The organism is Stenotrophomonas sp. CASM101, assembly GCF_049384845.1.
In the GTDB taxonomy this organism is placed as follows: domain Bacteria; phylum Pseudomonadota; class Gammaproteobacteria; order Xanthomonadales; family Xanthomonadaceae; genus Stenotrophomonas; species Stenotrophomonas hibiscicola.
The window spans coordinates 233538-249713 of sequence record NZ_JBMRFR010000003.1; the positions used below are offsets into that span (position 1 = coordinate 233538).

The 16176-nt window shown below is 66.3% G+C and carries 14 protein-coding genes and 2 pseudogenes; 8 read left to right on the plus strand and 8 right to left on the minus strand.

All coding sequences use genetic code 11. The annotated features are described in order from the left end of the window. Positions 1-312: 312 nt before the first annotated feature. A pseudogene (locus VG543_RS07315) lies at positions 313-474 on the minus strand (P-type conjugative transfer ATPase TrbB); the annotation flags it as partial. After that, positions 471-860 (minus strand): annotated as a pseudogene (locus tag VG543_RS07320) (CopG family transcriptional regulator); the annotation flags it as partial. The pseudogenes VG543_RS07320 and VG543_RS07315, both read right to left, overlap by 4 nt. Positions 861-888: 28 nt before the next feature. Between VG543_RS07320 and VG543_RS07325 the strand changes: the two are divergent. Together VG543_RS07325 and VG543_RS07330 are read left to right on the plus strand one after the other, a co-directional pair. Then, positions 889-1005 carry an Lrp/AsnC ligand binding domain-containing protein gene (locus VG543_RS07325; RefSeq protein WP_239684509.1) on the plus strand — a complete coding sequence of 39 codons (117 nt, stop codon included), beginning with the start codon at positions 889-891 and terminating at the stop codon, positions 1003-1005. 100 nt (positions 1006-1105) lie between these two features. Further along, positions 1106-1297, plus strand: a complete 192-nt coding sequence (locus tag VG543_RS07330) for a heavy-metal-associated domain-containing protein (protein ID WP_049462211.1) — start codon at positions 1106-1108, stop codon at positions 1295-1297. Positions 1298-1374: 77 nt separating this feature from the next. On the opposite strand, the gene VG543_RS07335 is transcribed toward VG543_RS07330, so the two are convergent. From VG543_RS07335 to VG543_RS07350, 4 genes are all read right to left on the minus strand, one after another. Continuing rightward, positions 1375-2133, minus strand: coding sequence for a MauE/DoxX family redox-associated membrane protein (locus VG543_RS07335; RefSeq protein WP_049462210.1), 759 nt, complete (start codon positions 2131-2133; stop codon positions 1375-1377). A gap of 217 nt (positions 2134-2350) precedes the next feature. Continuing rightward, positions 2351-2689, minus strand: a complete 339-nt coding sequence (gene fdx, locus VG543_RS07340) for an ISC system 2Fe-2S type ferredoxin (RefSeq protein WP_008786744.1) — start codon at positions 2687-2689, stop codon at positions 2351-2353. Between the two features lie 15 nt (positions 2690-2704). Then, positions 2705-3184, minus strand: coding sequence for a Cu(I)-responsive transcriptional regulator (gene cueR / locus VG543_RS07345; RefSeq protein ID WP_049462209.1), 480 nt, complete (start codon positions 3182-3184; stop codon positions 2705-2707). A gap of 15 nt (positions 3185-3199) precedes the next feature. Next, positions 3200-5695, minus strand: coding sequence for a heavy metal translocating P-type ATPase (locus VG543_RS07350; RefSeq protein WP_134950776.1), 2496 nt, complete (start codon positions 5693-5695; stop codon positions 3200-3202). Between the two features lie 239 nt (positions 5696-5934). On the opposite strand from VG543_RS07350, the gene VG543_RS07355 reads away from it, so the two are divergent. After that, positions 5935-6291, plus strand: coding sequence for an ArsR/SmtB family transcription factor (locus tag VG543_RS07355; RefSeq protein WP_049462207.1), 357 nt, complete (start codon positions 5935-5937; stop codon positions 6289-6291). Positions 6292-6341: 50 nt separating this feature from the next. On the opposite strand, the gene VG543_RS07360 is transcribed toward VG543_RS07355, so the two are convergent. Further along, positions 6342-7640 (minus strand): MFS transporter, encoded by a 1299-nt coding sequence (locus VG543_RS07360; RefSeq protein ID WP_149909468.1) that lies wholly within the window; start codon positions 7638-7640, stop codon positions 6342-6344. A 9-nt stretch (positions 7641-7649) separates the two neighbouring features. After that, complete coding sequence (locus VG543_RS07365; RefSeq protein WP_019396551.1) at positions 7650-7907, minus strand: metal-sensing transcriptional repressor; 258 nt, start codon at positions 7905-7907, stop codon at positions 7650-7652. A 224-nt stretch (positions 7908-8131) separates the two neighbouring features. On the opposite strand from VG543_RS07365, the gene VG543_RS07370 reads away from it, so the two are divergent. From VG543_RS07370 to VG543_RS07390, 5 genes are all read left to right on the plus strand, one after another. Continuing rightward, positions 8132-9220, plus strand: coding sequence for a cation diffusion facilitator family transporter (locus VG543_RS07370; protein WP_134952143.1), 1089 nt, complete (start codon positions 8132-8134; stop codon positions 9218-9220). A 43-nt stretch (positions 9221-9263) separates the two neighbouring features. Further along, the gene (locus VG543_RS07375; RefSeq protein ID WP_134952144.1) at positions 9264-9641 is read left to right on the plus strand and encodes an ArsR/SmtB family transcription factor; all 378 of its coding nucleotides are present in this window, start codon (positions 9264-9266) and stop codon (positions 9639-9641) included. Between the two features lie 423 nt (positions 9642-10064). Then, a complete protein-coding gene (locus VG543_RS07380) occupies positions 10065-11372 on the plus strand; it encodes an efflux RND transporter periplasmic adaptor subunit (protein WP_164171306.1) in 1308 nt (435 codons plus the stop codon). Continuing rightward, complete coding sequence (locus tag VG543_RS07385; RefSeq protein ID WP_134952122.1) at positions 11369-14545, plus strand: efflux RND transporter permease subunit; 3177 nt, start codon at positions 11369-11371, stop codon at positions 14543-14545. Before VG543_RS07380 ends, VG543_RS07385 begins: the two co-directional genes overlap by 4 nt. A 20-nt stretch (positions 14546-14565) precedes the next feature. Then, positions 14566-16071, plus strand: coding sequence for an efflux transporter outer membrane subunit (locus VG543_RS07390; RefSeq protein ID WP_149909466.1), 1506 nt, complete (start codon positions 14566-14568; stop codon positions 16069-16071). Positions 16072-16176 lie beyond the last annotated feature (105 nt).

Genomic DNA, 16176 nt, shown 5'->3' on the forward strand with positions numbered 1-16176 from the left:
CCGCGCGGCGGAGAATGGGCCTGTACCTTGGCTGCGCTAGACGACTCAACTGTCCTGCACGCTCGCCGCAACTACAAGTCTCAAGCGGAGGCGAAACTCGCTGCCTTCGACCACATCACTCGTCTTCAATCCAAAGCTGGCGCATAGCAGTCCATTCAAGTTGAATCGCCACAAGGTTTTGTGGACTGTGATTGCTAGCATACGCGTAGGTTCCGGCCGAAAGCAGACGAGCTGGCGCCGACGACGCGATCAGGAATGCTAGGGCCCCTATTCGACCCGAAGCGAACACTGCCATGGATGCGAGGTGGCTACAGACAGGCGATCCACCCAAAGGGTGCGGTCCGGGTTGAGCATGATTTCCACGACGTCGGGGTCTTCGAGCGCGGTGGCGTTCAGCGGCCCCATTGCCGTGCGCAGCATCTGGATGCGCCGGTCGAGCGACGTGGCGCTCATGGATTGGGGAACGGCGCTCATGACGCACGCTCCCGTGCTTGAGCGGCTGCCGCTGCGTCCTCCATCCGCATCGGGTCGGGGTGCAGTTCCTCCACCACGTCACGCGCCAGGCTGCGCCCGCGCATCAGGTGGCGGCCAAGCTGCTCGGTGAACTGCTCGAATCGCGCCTTGCCCTGCGCGCGGGCCGCTTCTTGGTGCGCTTCGGGAACCGGCGTGCTGACGGTGAGGTAGTAGCGGATGAACAGAGCCAGCGTTTCGATGGCGATGTTCTGATCGCGCTCCATGCGCTCGGCTTGGCGCGACAGCCGATCCAATCGCTTGGCGATGGCTGCCTCGCGCTGGTCGGCCGCGTCCGGCGACAGCCAGGACGCCAAGGCGGCGGCGACGATGCTGGATTTGGACACGCCTTATCTGCTGCGGGTGGTCGTCAAGAACATGGCTCACTACTCTCGCTTCGTGCTCGACACGCTGCTCAAGCACCCCAGCGTGCAGGACTGCAAGACAAGCTTCGTGCTGGATCGGGTAAAGAGCACCACGGCCTTGCCCCTATGAGCATTCGGCCGATTGGTGTAGCGGGGATGCAAATAGCGCTTGACCTTCCAACCTTGGCAAGGACCAGACTTCAAACACCCAAACCCGAAAGGAGTTTTCCATGCAATTCCATCTCGAAGACATGACCTGCGGCGGCTGCGCCCGCACCGTTACGAAAACGATCCAAACGATCGACCCCAACGCTAAGATCGTCACGGACCCGCCGACCCGCCGTGTCGAGGTCCAGACCTCGGCCTCGCAAGAGCAGATCGCCGCGGCCCTGAGCGAAGCTGGCTTCCCGCCGCGCGCGTAGTAACACCGCGTCGTGGCCGGCCTGCACACAGGACGGCCGATGCGAGCACGTGCGCTGTGCCGTACCTGGCGCGGCGCTCAGTGCATCCCAAGGTAGGCGACCTTGGCCCACATCCACAGGGCCATCGCCACCATCATCAGGTTCTCGGTCAGGGACACGAAGCCCAGCGGCACGTTGCTGTCCCCGCCCACACAGGCGCACTTGAGTTCCCGGCGATCGACATAGACCGCCTTGAAAACCGACACGGCCCCGACGGTCCCGATGAACAGCGCCAACGGAATCGACACCCACATCCCCACGCCCGCGACCATCAGGACGCCTGCGATGGCCTCCGCGAACGGGTAGAAATAGGCATACCGAACCCAGCGCTTGGCCAGCAGGTCGTAGTTGAGGAACATCGTCGCGAAGCCGTCCACGTCCTTGAGCTTCTGCAGCGCCAGGAGACACATGGCAAAGGCCACGAACCACTCTGCCGCCTGAATGCTCCAGAGCTGGCCGAAGGCCGCCCAGCTCGCCGCCAGCGCCATCGCGGCCGCCATGGCGAACAGCGCGATCACAGGGATGTAGGTCACGGCGTTCTTGTCCTTCACGGACATGCCGAAGAATTTGCGCAGGTCGTCGTAGCCGCCCACGCGCCGCCCGTTTATGAAGACCTGGGGCGTGGTCTCGACGCCATGCTCCTTCTTGAACGCATCCGTCTGCTCGCGGCTCGCCAAGTGTTTGTCCTCGACCTCGTAGCCCTTGCGGTTGAGCAGATCGAGCGACTTCAGCCCGTAGGGGCAGGTATGGCCGGGCATGACCATCCGGTAGAGCGTGGCTTGTTTGGGCGCAGACATGCTGGACTTCTCCTGTGGGACTTTTCACGGGCCGGCCGCAGCGCCGACTATCACGGATTGAAGGACTTTGACGACATTTCCAGCCTAACCGGCGGTGGTGCAAGGGGGTGTAGACATCTGGCTCGCGGGTCGGTCGTCAGGCTGCAACGCCGTCAGTCCTCCGTCTGCCAGAGCAACCCCGCCGCAGGCCGGCGCGCCCGCGGCGGCACGCTGGGTCCTAGTGGTTCTCCTTGGCATGGTTGATCGTGTATTTCGGGATCTCGACGGTCAGGTCCTCGTTCGCCACGATGGCCTGGCAGCTCAGGCGCGATTGCGCCTCTAGCCCCCAGGCCCGGTCAAGCAGGTCGTCCTCGCACTCCTCGACCTCGTTGAGGGAATCGAACCCCTTGCGCACGATGCAGTGGCAGGTCGTGCAGGCGCAGCTCATGTCGCAGGCATGTTCGATCTCGATGCCGTTGTCTAGCAGCGCCTCGCAGATCGAGGTGCCGACCGGCACGTTCAGCTCGGCGCCCTCGGGCGCCAGTTCAGGATGGGGCAATACGGTGATCTTGGGCATGTCTCTCCCGGCTGCTCAGTGCGCACGCGGCTTCGTTGCCGCTGCGTTGCCACTTGTACGCCGTGGCACGGCGCCGGTGCGCGCTTCGGGCTCGTCGTCGCTGGTATCGAGTTGCTCCAGCGTGTGCAGGATCGGGCAGTCGGGCCGTTCGTCGCCGGCGCAGCACCGGATCAGCGCCTTGAGCGTCTCGGCCATCTCCAACATGCTCGCGATGCGCCGGTCCAGCTCGGAGATGTGCTGCTGCGCCAGGCGCTTGACGTCGGCACTCTGGCGCGACTTGTCGTTCCACAGTCCCAGCAGGTCCGTGATCTCGGCCACCGAGAAGCCGAGGTCGCGCGCACGCCGGATGAAGTGCAGCCGGTGTACGTCGTCCTGGCTATAGGCGCGGTAGCCCGAATCGTTCCGGTCGGCCGGGGGAATCAAGCCGATCTGCTCGTAGTAGCGGATCATCTTGGCCGAGACCTTCGAGGCCTTGGATGCTTCACCGATGTTCATGGTGTTCCTCCTTTCTCAATGAGCGGTATCCGCCGCCAGCGGCGGCTGGAAGCGGCGCAGGCGCAGCGCGTTGCCGAGCACGAACACGCTGGACAGCGCCATCGCTCCGGCCGCGAAAATTGGGGACAGCAGCACACCGTATGCGGGGTATAGGACGCCAGCAGCTACCGGGATCAGGGCCGTGTTGTAGCCAAACGCCCAGAACAGGTTCTGGCGGATGTTGCCGATGGTGGCCTTGGACAGCGCGATGGCGTTGGGCACACCCTGCAGGTTGCCGGACATCAGCACCACGTCGGCCGACTCCACCGCCACGTCGGTGCCGGTGCCGATCGCCAGGCCCACGTCGGCCTCGGCCAGCGCCGGCGCATCGTTGATGCCGTCACCCACGTAGCCGATCTGGCCGTGGGTGGCCTTTAAGCGGCGCACGGCTTCGACCTTGCCCTCGGGCAGCACTTCGGCCACCACCTCGTCGATGCCCAGTTGCTTGGCGATGGCCTGCGCGGTACGCGCGTTGTCGCCGGTGATCATCGCCACCTTCAGGCCGAGCTGGTGCAGCGCGGCAATGGCCACGGGCGTGCTGGACTTGATCGGATCGGCCACCGCGATGATGGCGGCCAGTCGGCCGTCGATCGCGGCGTACAGCGGCGACTTGCCCTCATTGCCCAGGCGCTCGGCCGTGCGAGCGAAGCCGCTCACGTCCAAACCCAGCTCACGCATGAAGCGATCGGCACCGACCTCGACACGCGCGCCGTCCACGGTGGCACGCACACCCATGCCCGTGACCGAATCGAAGTCGGTCATCGTCGGCAGCGCGATGCCACCTTCCACGGCCGACTCGACGATGGCGCGTGCGATCGGATGCTCCGAGCGCGATTCGACAGAGGCGACCTTCGCCAGCACCTGGTTGCGGTCAAAGCCGTCGGCAATCTCCAGGTCGGTCAGGACCGGGCGGCCCTCGGTCAGCGTGCCGGTCTTGTCCACGGCCACCACCTTGGCGTCCTTGAGCAGTTGCAGGGCTTCACCCTTGCGGAACAGTACGCCCATCTCGGCGCCGCGGCCCGTGCCGACCATGATGGAGGTCGGCGTCGCCAGACCCATGGCGCACGGGCAGGCAATGATCAGCACCGCCACGGCATTGACCAGCGCGAAGGACAGCGCGGGCGACGGGCCGAACACCAGCCAGACCAAGAAGGTCAGCACGGCGGCCAGCATGACGGCGGGCACGAACCACAGTGTCACCTTGTCCACCACGGCCTGGATCGGCAGCTTGGAACCTTGCGCCTGCTCGACCATGCGGATGATCTGCGCCAGCATGGTCTGACCGCCCACGGCGGTGGCACGCAGCGTCAGCGCACCCTTCTGGTTGACGGTGCCGCCGACCACGGTGCTGCCTTCCGCCTTTTCGACGGGAATCGGCTCGCCGGTGATCATCGACTCGTCCACGAAGCTGCGGCCCTCGGTCACTTCACCATCGACCGGCACGCGCTCGCCGGGGCGCACTTCCACGATGTCGCCCTGCGCCACGTCGTTGATCGGGATGTCCACGATGCGGCCGTCGCGCAGCACGTGCGCCTCCTTGGCCTGCAGGCCGACCAGGCGCTTGATGGCCTCGGAGGTGCGGCCCTTGGCCCGTGCCTCAAGAAAGCGGCCCAGCAGGATCAGCGCCACGATGACGGCGGCCGCCTCGTAGTACACGTTCACCGTGCCGGCCGGCAGCAGACTGGGCGCGAATGTGGCGACCATCGAATAGCCGAAGGCCGCGGCCGTGCCGACCGCGACCAGCGAGTTCATGTCGGGACCCAGGCGGAACAGCGCCGGGAAGCCCTTCTCGTAGAAGCGCCAGCCCGGAATGGCGAGCACCAGCAGGGTCAGCACGAACTGCAGATACCAACTCTGCTGGATGCCGATGGTGGAAGCCACCCACTCATGCATGCCGGGAATCATGTGCGAGCCCATTTCGAGCACGAACACAGGCAGCGCCAGCACGGCGGCCAGGGTCAGGTCGCGCTTGAGTTCGGCGCGCTCGGCGTCCTTCTTCTCGGCGGCTTCCTCGTCGGCCTGCGCGCCGGTATCCACCGGGTTGGCCTCGTAGCCGACCTTCTCGATGGCCGCGATCAGGTCCGCCACGGCGGCCACGCCGCGCACGGTGGCACGCTCGGTCGCGAGGTTGACCGTGGCCTCGGTGACGCCGGGCACGGCCTTGAGTGCCTTCTCGACGCGGCCCACGCAGGAGGCGCAGGTCATGCCCTCGACCGCCAGTTCGACGGTGCCAGCCGGCACGTCGTAGCCGACCTTCTCGACCGCCTGGATCAACGCGATGCGATCGACAGGACCGGCCAGGCGGATGTCCGCCCGCTCGTTGGCGAGATTGACGGAAACGCTGTCCACGCCCGGCACCTTGGCCAGGGCGGCCTCGACTCGGCCGACGCAGCTCGCGCAGGTCATGCCCTCGATGGGTAGGCTGATCGCTGCTGCGGTGGCACGAGCATCACTCGTTATTGGCATGCTCATGGTTGTTTCCCATAGTTGATATTCGACACGGGGGGAGCTTGGGGTTTACCATCGTGGGAAGGTCAAGCGCTTTTTTCGGGTACTGTCAGGTTTCAGAAATGGCCCGGCGCACGGGGGAAACGAGGGGCCTTGGTCGCCAGGCTCGCCCTGGTCCCGGGCTGTGCGCGCGCTCAAGCGGTCGCAGCCTCGTTGATCCTGAAGGGCACGAACAGCCGTTCGAGGGTAGGAATTTTTGAGAGATGACTCCACGCAAACCAGTCAGTGCCCCACCGAAGGGCCCAAGCACCGATCTGGCCTCCCTGTCACAGAATGACGTGACCATCCTGGCCGAGACTTTCCGGCTCCTGGGCGATCCGTCGCGGCTCAAGGTCATGCTGTGCTGCATGAAGGGGTCCACGTCGGTAAGCGACATCGCGGAAGCCGTCGAACTCTCGCAGTCGTTGGTCAGCCATCACCTTCGACTGTTGCGTGGAGCCCGTCTGGTCAGGGGCGTGCGCCAGTCCAAGCAGATCTTCTATGAGGTAGCGGACAAGCACGTGAGCCAGGTGCTGCTGGACATGGCCATCCACATCGTTGAGGACAACAGCGACGACTAGCCTTGGTGCGAAACAGCCCTTACCGCGTCCCGTGAGGCCTATCCTTTCGGTCAGATCCGGTGCAAGTCATCCACGACCAGCACGTGATGGTGCCCGCCTTGGTTCGCGTGCTGACGCAAGTGGGGGTGATCCGCCGACAGGTTCGGATGGTCATGGGCCAAGTCCGACGGGTCGCTGGCCGGCCACAGCCGAAGCGCCAGCGCCACGCCAGCCAGGCCGATCAAGGACATGACGACGAACGTCGATTGCAGCCCCGTGGCCGCGCCGAAGCGTCCGGCCAGCGGGTAGCAGATGAGCCAGCAGGCGTGCGACAGCGCGAAGTGGGCCGCGAAGATCGCTGGACGGTCCTCGGCGTGGGCCGAGCGGCGCAGAAGACGGCCGGATGGCGTCTGCGCCACGCTGTAGCCAAAGCCGATCACCAGCCACAGCGGCAGCAACAGCACATAGCTCGGCAGCAGTGCGCCGATCGCCGTGCCCACGACGAGGACAGCGGCGCCGGTGAGCATCGCGGGTCGGTCGGCTACTTTCTCCAGTAGGGACGGCAAGACGAAGGCGGCCACCATCGAGCCGCCTCCGAACGCCGCCAGTGCCCACGCCACCTCGACTTCGCCCAGGCCGAAACGCGCCTTCACGAGCACCACCGTGTTCACGAACACCATCGCGCCTGCCGCCGAGACGGCCAGGCTGATCGCCAGCAGGCCCCGCAGGCGTGGCGTGGCGAGGTAGATGCGCGTGCCGCGCGTCGTTCGCTCCCAGATGCCGCGGCGCCGGCCGGGGACGGACGTGGGCAACCGCACGCTGACCACGAGAGCGGCTGAAACGAGGAAACCGAGCACCGTTCCTGCGAACAGGTTGTGAAAGTTGATGACGGTCAGCAGCGCGGCGGCCAGCATCGGGGAAATCAGGCTTTCCAGGTCGTAGGCCAGCCGGGACAGCGACAGCGCCTTCCTGTAGTCCTCTTCGTCGGGAAGGATGTCCGGGATGGTGGCCTGGAAGGTCGGCGTGAAGCCGGCGGACGCCGCCTGCAGAACGAAGATCAGCAGGTAGATCTGCCAGACCTCGGTGACGAAGGGCAGGGACAGCGCGACGGCCGCTCGCACGAGGTCCAGCGCCACGAGCAGCGAGCGCCGCGGGAGCCGGTCGGCGAAGGCCTGCGCGACCGGCGCGACCCCCGCGTACGCCAGCATCTTGATGGCCAGCGCCGTCCCGAGCACCGCGCCTGCATCCGCGCCGGCCAGCTCGTAGGCCAGCAGGCCGAGCGCCACCGTCATCAGGCCGGAGCCGACGAGCGCAATCACCTGGGCGGTGAACAGGTGGCGGTAGGTGCGGTTCTTCAGCACGGAGAGCATCGGACGGCCTCAGAGCAGTTTGGTCAGCGCCTTCATTTCGGTCAGAACGGAGTCCTCGTCATGGGACAGGCAGTGGTCGATGTGGTCGTGGATCAGGACGCGCTTGGCCGCCGTCACCGCGCTTTCCACCGCCGCGAGCTGGCGGGCGATGTCGAGGCAGGTTTCTCCCCCTTCGATCATCCCGATGACGTGCCGCAGATGCCCCTCGGCGCGCTTGAGCCGCTTCACCAGGTCGGGATGGGTGGTGTGCTTATGCATGTCTTCCATGCTGAAATCATATCCCCCCAGGGGGGATATTGCCACTGGATGTTAGATCAACGGCTGCTTGCCAGGCGTGGGGAATGGTCGCCGAGCCAGGCTAAGGCAATTGCCCGGAGCGGCATCCCGGCCGTGGTGAGACGCGGACACAAATGTGCAAATCAATTCACATGAACACATATTCATGTGTTATATTTTGAGCCACAGTCAAAGACCCAGTTTCCCGAGGCCCCATGTCCCAATCCCACGCACATGACCATGGTCACGATCACGATCACGACCATGATCATGACCACACCCCGACCGTGACCAGCGCCAACGAGCGCAAGGTCCTGCTGTCCTTTTTCCTGATCTTCGGCTTCATGGTTGTGGAGGCCGTCGGAGGCGTGCTGTCGGGCTCGCTGGCCTTGCTGGCCGACGCGGGCCACATGCTGACCGACGCCGCGGCGCTCGCACTGGCCTACGCAGCATTCCGGTTCGGCCGCCGCGCGGCCGACAGCAAGCGCACCTTCGGCTACCTGCGCTTCGAGGTCATCGCCGGTTTCCTGAACGCCGTGACCCTGTTCGCGATCGTCGCCTGGATCGCCTACGAGGCGTGGGAGCGGCTGCAGGCGCCGCCCGTGATCCTTGCCGGCCCGATGATGATCGTCGCCGTGCTCGGCCTGCTGGTGAACGTGCTCGTGCTGTGGATCATGACCCGCGGAGAGACCGATCACGTCAACGTGAAGGGGGCCATCCTGCACGTGATGGGCGACCTGCTCGGCTCGGTCGGCGCCATCGTCGCTGCGATCGTCATCTACCTCACGGGCTGGACGCCGATAGATCCCATCCTGTCGGTCCTGGTGGCGGCGCTGATCCTGCGCAGCGCATGGAAGCTGCTCGCCAAGTCGATCCACATCCTGCTGGAAGGCGCGCCGGAGGATGCTTCGCCGGAGAAGGTGGAGCAAGGCCTGATGGGCGCCGTGCCGGGCCTGGCGGCCGTCAGCCACGTTCACGTGTGGCAGCTCACCTCCGGGCGCACGATGGCCACGCTGCACGTTCGCCCCAACGTGGACGAGGAAGCACGCGCCGTGGTCAAACGCGTCGAAGCGGTGCTTCGAGAGCAATTCAGCATCGAACACGCCACGGTCGGGATCGACTGGAACTCGGGCACCGACGAGAACGTCTGCAGCTTGCAGCCCACGTCGGAGCGTCAGGACCACAGCGGCCACGATCACAGCGGTCATGACCACAGCGGCCATGATCATGGCAATCACAAGCATGGCGGCGGGCACAGCCACGGCCATGACCACGACCATTCCGCTCCTGGTCACAGGCATTGAGGCCGCGCGAGCCGGCTCGCACTCCACTTGAGGATTTGCATCCATGACGTCCCGCGAAACCACCAGCGCCGACACCGCGCAATGCTCGACCACCAGCCACGACGCGGCGACCGATGCCCTCGCAATGTCGCAAAGTGACGTCGCTGTTCTGGCCGAGACCTTCCGCCTGCTGGGCGACCAATCGCGATTGAAGATCCTGCTGCAGTGCATGCATGGCTCGGTCGCCGTGGGGGACATCGCCGAAGCGCTCGACCTGTCGCAGTCTCTGGTCAGCCATCACCTGCGGCTGCTGCGCGGAGCGCGCCTCGTGCGCGGCGAACGCCAAGCCAAGCACATCTTCTACAGCATCGCGGACCAGCACGTCAGCCAGGTGCTGCAGGACATGGCGGTCCACATTTCCGAGGACAAAGCCGACGACTGACCAGGCCCAAGCACCCAGGCGAATGGCAGGTTGCGAGGCGCCGGTACCCACGCCGCCGGTTAGCCTCAAGGACGTCCTCGATGCGGCCTGGGCGCAACAGCCTGAATCGCGGGCCCTGCCTGGGCGCCGGGATGCCGCGCAGGCACAGCAATGGGCGGCGGCAGCTTGGACGCCTGAGCCTCCCGCGCTCGCAATCACCCACAAGACCGACCGGTTCAACCGCATAACGGCATTCGTGAGCTGGATGTCGGAGTGGCCACGGCGACGACGCGGGGTTCCCCACCACCTTGTCCATGCAGCCTGCCCGCTAGGGCAACCCAAAGGGCTTGACCTTGCCTTCGTTGTAACGCCCAGCCTCCACACAAATTTCTGCAGAGCGCTTCGGAAGGGCCGGAGTCCTGCATCCAAGAAAGGGGCACTTCCATGCGTAAAAAAATCAGAATCGTTGTGGTGGCAGGCGTCATCGCAGCCGTCGGGGGCATAGCGATTGCCGCCCGCGACGCCAAGGACGAGGGCAAGGCCGCGGCACCCCCGGCGGACGCGCCGATGGCGCCGCAGGTGCCCGTGGCCGAGGTCATCACCCGCACGGTCGCGCCATCGGCCGAGTACACCGGCTTCCTGGCCGCGCCCAAGACCGTCGAGCTGCGCTCGCGGGTCGGCGGCGCCGTCGATGCTGTGAGCGTCCCCGAGGGCAGACTGGTGCGCAAGGGACAACTGCTGTTCCAGATCGACCCCCGGCCGTTCCAGGTCTCGCTCGACACGGCTGCGGCGCAACTGCAACAGGCCGAGGTGCTGGCCAGTCAGGCCCAGGCCGACTTCGACCGCGCCGAGCGCCTGGTGGCGACCGGCGCTGTCGCGCGCAAGACCTACGACGATGCCGTCTCCGCGCGCAGTGCGCGCCAGGCCCAGGTGCAAGCGGCCAAGGCCGCCGTCGCTGCGGCGCGGCTGGATCTGTCCTACGCCCGCGTCACGGCGCCCATCGCCGGGCGCGTTGACCGCGTGCTCGTGACCGAGGGCAACCTGGTCAGCGGCGGTGTCGCCGGCGCGGCCACGCTGCTGACCACGGTCGTGTCCATCGACCCGCTGCACGTGTACTTCGACATCGACGAAGCCACGTACCTCAACGTCGTGAGCCGCTCGCGGCCCGCTGCGGGCGCCGGCGGCAAGGCCTCGCTGCCCGTGCAGGTCGGGCTGACCACGGACAAGGGTTTCCCGCACAGGGGCGCGCTCGACTTCGTGGGCAACACCATTGACCGAAGCACCGGCACGATCCGCGTGCGCGCCGTTGTGCCCAATCCGGATGGGCGCATGGCACCCGGCATGTTCGTCCGGGCCAAGCTGTCCACCGGCGCGGCGCGCGAGGCCGTCCTGATCGACGATCAGGCCGTGGGCACCGACCAAGGGCGCAACTACGTGCTGGTTGTGGGCGAGAACAACCAGGCCCAGTACCGGCCCATCGAACTGGGGCCGGTGGTGGACGGGCTGCGCGTCATCAACGGCGGCCTGCAGGCCGGTGAGAAGATCATCATCAAGGGCCTCGTGCGCCCCGGCATGGCGGTCACGCCGCGCATGGTGCCCATGCAGGCGCCCGCGGCACCGGCCGCAGGCGCGGCCGGCGCGACCAAGGCTGCGGCAAACGCTCCGGCTCCCGCTGCGGCGCCTGCCAAGGCCGGTGGCGCGGACCCCGCCAAGGCTGACGGCGCGGCCGGCTCGGCGGAGGCCCGCAAATGAATTTCCCCCGCTTCTTCATCAACCGGCCGGTCTTCGCCATCGTCCTGTCGCTGCTGATGCTGATCGCGGGCGCGATCAGCTACTTCCAGCTGCCGCTGAGCGAATACCCGCAGGTCACGCCTCCCACGGTGCAGGTCACCGCTAGCTATCCCGGTGCCAACCCGCAAGTGATCGCCGATACCGTGGCATCACCGCTGGAGCAGGCGATCAACGGCGTAGAAGGCATGATGTACATGCAGTCTCAGATGTCCACCGACGGGAAAATGGTGCTCACCGTCTCCTTCGAGCAGCATATCAACGCCGACATTGCGCAGATCCAGGTGCAAAACCGGGTCTCGCGGGCGTTGCCGCGCCTACCGCCTGAAGTTCAGCGCATCGGTGTTGTCACCGAGAAAACGTCGCCGGACGTTCTCATGGTGGTGCATTTGCTTTCGCCTGGAGGTCGATATGATCCGCTGTACGTCTCCAACTACGCCACACTTCATGTGAAGGATGAGCTGGCTCGTACGCCAGGCGTCGGCGATGTCCTAGTCTGGGGCGCCGGGGAGTATTCGATGCGGGTCTGGCTCGAACCCGCCAAGGTCGCTGCTCGTGGGCTGATCGCGAGCGACGTGGTTGCCGCCATCCGCGAGCAGAACATACAGGTTGCCGCTGGTTCGGTTGGTCAGCAGCCGGATGCCTCGGCGGCGTTCCAGGTCACGGTCAACACTCTGGGCCGACTGTCGAGCGAGGAGCAATTCGGCGAGATCGTCGTGAAGACGGGCGCCGACGGCCAGGTAACTCGCCTGCGGGATGTCGCCCGCATCTCGATGGGGGCCGATTCCTACTCTTTGCGCAGCCTGCTCAATGGCGAGCCGGCGGTGGGGATACAGATCATCCAGAGCCCGGGCGCGAACGCGCTGGATGTGTCTAGCGCGGTGCGCGCGGCAATGGACCGACTTCAAGCCAAGTTCCCCGACGGCATTGAGTATAGCGTCGCCTACGACCCCACGGTCTTCGTGCGCGCCTCGCTCCAGTCCGTCGCCGTCACGCTGCTGGAGGCCATCTTCCTGGTGGTGATCGTGGTGGTGCTGTTCCTGCAATCCTGGCGCGCGTCGATCATCCCGCTGATCGCCGTGCCGGTCTCGCTGGTCGGCACGTTCGCGGTGATGCACATGTTCGGTTTCTCGCTGAACACACTGTCGCTGTTCGGACTGGTGCTGTCCATCGGCATCGTGGTGGATGACGCCATCGTGGTGGTGGAGAACGTGGAGCGCCACATAGCGCTGGGCGAATCACCCAAGGACGCGGCGCGCAAGGCGATGGATGAAGTGACTGGCCCGATCCTGGCCATCACCTCGGTGCTGGCAGCGGTCTTCATCCCCTCGGCGTTCCTGTCGGGGCTGCAGGGCGAGTTCTATCGCCAATTCGCGCTAACCATCGCGTTCTCGACCATCCTGTCGGCGATCAACTCGCTTACGCTGTCGCCAGCGCTGGCCGCCATCCTGCTCAAGCCGCACCACGGCGCGGCCAAGCCCGATCGCGTCACGCGCATCATCGATGGCGTGTTCGGCGGCTTCTTCCGCCGCTTCAACAGCTTCTTCGACCGCGCCTCGAATTCCTACGTCGGGGGCGTGCGCCGCGCGGTGCGCGGCAGCGCCATCGTGCTGCTGCTCTACGTCGGCTTCCTGAGCCTGACCTGGCTGGGCTTCCACAAGGTGCCTGCGGGCTTCGTGCCCGCCCAGGACAAGTACTACCTCGTGGGCATCGCCCAGCTTCCGACCGGCGCCTCGCTGGATCGCACCGAGGCGGTCGTCAAGGAGATGACCAAGATCGCACTGGCTGAGCCGGGCGTCGAGAGCGTGGTGGCCTTCCCGGGCCTGTCGGTCAATGGACCGGTGAACCAGCCGAACACCGCGCTGATGTTCGCCATGCTCAAGCCCTTCGATGAGCGCAAGGACCCGTCGCTGTCGGCCTTCGCCATCCAGGGCAAGCTCATGGGCAAGTTCAGCCAGATCCCGGACGGCTTCGTCGGCATCTTCCCGCCGCCGCCGGTGCCGGGCCTGGGTTCTATGGGCGGCTTTAAGCTGCAGATTGAGGACCGGGCGGGCCTGGGTCCCGAGGCGCTTGCACAAGCACAGGGCCAGATCATGGGCAAGGCCATGCAGGCGCCCGAGCTGGCGAACATGCTCGCCAGCTTCCAGACCAATGCGCCGCAGTTGCAGGTGGACATCGACCGGGTGAAGGCCAAGTCGCAGGGCGTGTCGCTGACCGAGGTGTTCGACACCCTGCAGGTCAACCTTGGCTCGCTCTACGTCAACGACTTCAACCGCTTCGGTCGCACCTACCGGGTAATGGCCCAAGCCGATGCGCAGTTCCGCATGCAGGCTGAGGACATAGGCATGCTCAAGGTGCGCAATGCAGCGGGCGACATGATCCCGCTGAGCGCGATCGCGACCATCGAGCGCAGTTCCGGCCCCGACCGGGTGATGCATTACAACGGCTTCCCCTCGGCCGACATCAGCGGCGGGCCAGCGCCGGGCTACTCATCCGGCCAGGCCACCGCCGCGATTGAGAAGATCGTGAGCGAATCGCTGCCGGACGGTATGACCTACGAATGGACGGACCTGACTTTCCAGGAAAAGCGAGTTGGCAATACTGCTATCTATATCTTCGCGCTGGCGGTGCTGCTCGCCTTCCTGTTCCTGGCGGCCCAGTACAACAGTTGGTCGCTGCCGTTCGCTGTGCTGCTGATTGCACCCATGGCGCTGCTCTCGGCGATCGCCGGCGTCTGGCTCTCTGGGGGGGACAACAACATCTTCACGCAGATCGGTTTCGTGGTGCTGGTCGGCCTGGCCGCCAAGAACGCGATCCTGATCGTGGAGTTCGCCCGCGCGAAGGAAAGCGAAGGGGCCGATCCGCTGGCAGCCGTGCTTGAAGCCGCGCGCTTGCGGCTGCGCCCGATCCTGATGACGTCGTTCGCCTTCATCGCTGGCGTGGTGCCGCTGGTGCTGGCCAGCAGTGCGGGCGCCGAGATGCGCCACGCCATGGGCATCGCGGTGTTCGCCGGCATGCTGGGCGTGACGGTATTCGGCCTGGTGCTGACGCCGGTGTTCTACGTCGTGGTGCGCAAGCTGGCGCTGCGCCGCGAAGCGCGCCATGCCCGTGTCGGCATGACCGACCAGCACGCATGACGGCCAGGAGGACATACGACATGAAAACATCTTTCGCATTCACACGACCCGCCAGGACGCTGGCGCCGCTCGCCCTCGCGGCGGCGTTGACTGGCTGCTCCATGGCACCGAAGTATGACCGGCCCGCAGCGCCGATCGACACGGCTTATCCCTCGGGCGCGGCCTATGTGGAACCGGCGGCCGCGACGCCCGACGACGCGATCACGGCCGAGATCGGCTGGCGGGACTTCTTCCGCGACCCGCTGCTGCAGCAGTTGATCGGCATTTCACTGGAGAACAACCGCGACATGCGCAAGGCCGCGCTCAACGTGGAGGCGGCTCAGGCGCTGTACCGTATCCAGCGTGCCGAGATGCTGCCGAACCTGGGCGTTTCCGCCCGCGGCGCGTCAGAGCGCGCACCGGCCGACCTCAGCACCACGGGGCAAAGCGACGTGCTCCGGCGCTACGACGTGGCCGGGGTGACGGCCGCCTGGGAACTGGACCTGTGGGGCCGCGTCCGCAGCCTCAGCGACCGGGCGCTGGCGTCCTACCTGGCCCTCGACGAGACCCGCATCGCCACGCAGATGAGCCTGGTGTCCGAGGTGGCCAGCGCCTACCTCACGCTGCGTGCCGACCAGGAACTGCTGCGCCTGACGAGCGACACCCTCGCCACGCAGAAGCGCTCCTACGGGCTGACCACCCAACTGGTGGAAGCGGGCAACTCCACGCAGCTCGACCTGCGCCGCGCAGAGATCGCGCTGCGCACCGCCGAGGCCAACCATGCCGCCTACACGCGGCAGGCGGCCAAGGACCGCAACGCGCTGGTGCTGCTGTTGGGCCAGCCGCTGACGCCGGAGCTGTCCCGGCAGCTTGACGAGGCCATGGCGCTGCCGGACGACATCGTGCCGACCGGCCTGCCGAGCGGCCTGCCGTCCGAACTGCTCGCGCGCCGGCCGGACATCCGCGCCGCCGAGCAGATGCTGATCGGCGCCAACGCCAACATCGGCGCGGCGCGGGCCGCGTTCTTCCCGATGATCAGCCTCACGGGCTCGGCGGGCACGGCCAGCGCTTCGCTGGACGGCCTGTTCGATTCGGGCTCGCGGGCCTGGAGCTTCCTGCCGCAGATCACGCTGCCCATCTTCCGCGGCGGCGCGCTGCGCGCCAACCTGGACGTGGCGCACGTACAGAAGCGCATCGAGATCGCCAACTACGAGAAGTCCATCCAGGCGGCCTTCGCCGAGGTGGCCGACGGCCTGGCGGGCAAGCGCACGCTCGATGAGCAGATCCGCGCGGAGCAGCTCCTGGTGGCGGCCAGCCAGAAGGCCTACGAGCTGGCCGAGCAGCGCTTCCAGGAGGGCGTGGACAACAACCTCACTGTACTCGACGCGCAGCGCACGCATTACGGCACGCAGCAGACCCTGGTGCGCACGCGCCTGACGCGGCTGAACAACCTCATCCATCTGTACAAGGCGCTGGGCGGCGGCTGGACTGAGCACACGGTGCAATCGGGCGCCACGGCGCAGCAGCCCGCCCGGTCGCCGGGATGAGGGCCGGCGCGCAGCGGTGGCGTCCCCCATCGCTGCGCGCGGAGAGCTGGATGAGGATTGGTGAACTCGCGCGCTTGACCGGCACGCCCCTGAGAACATCAGGTT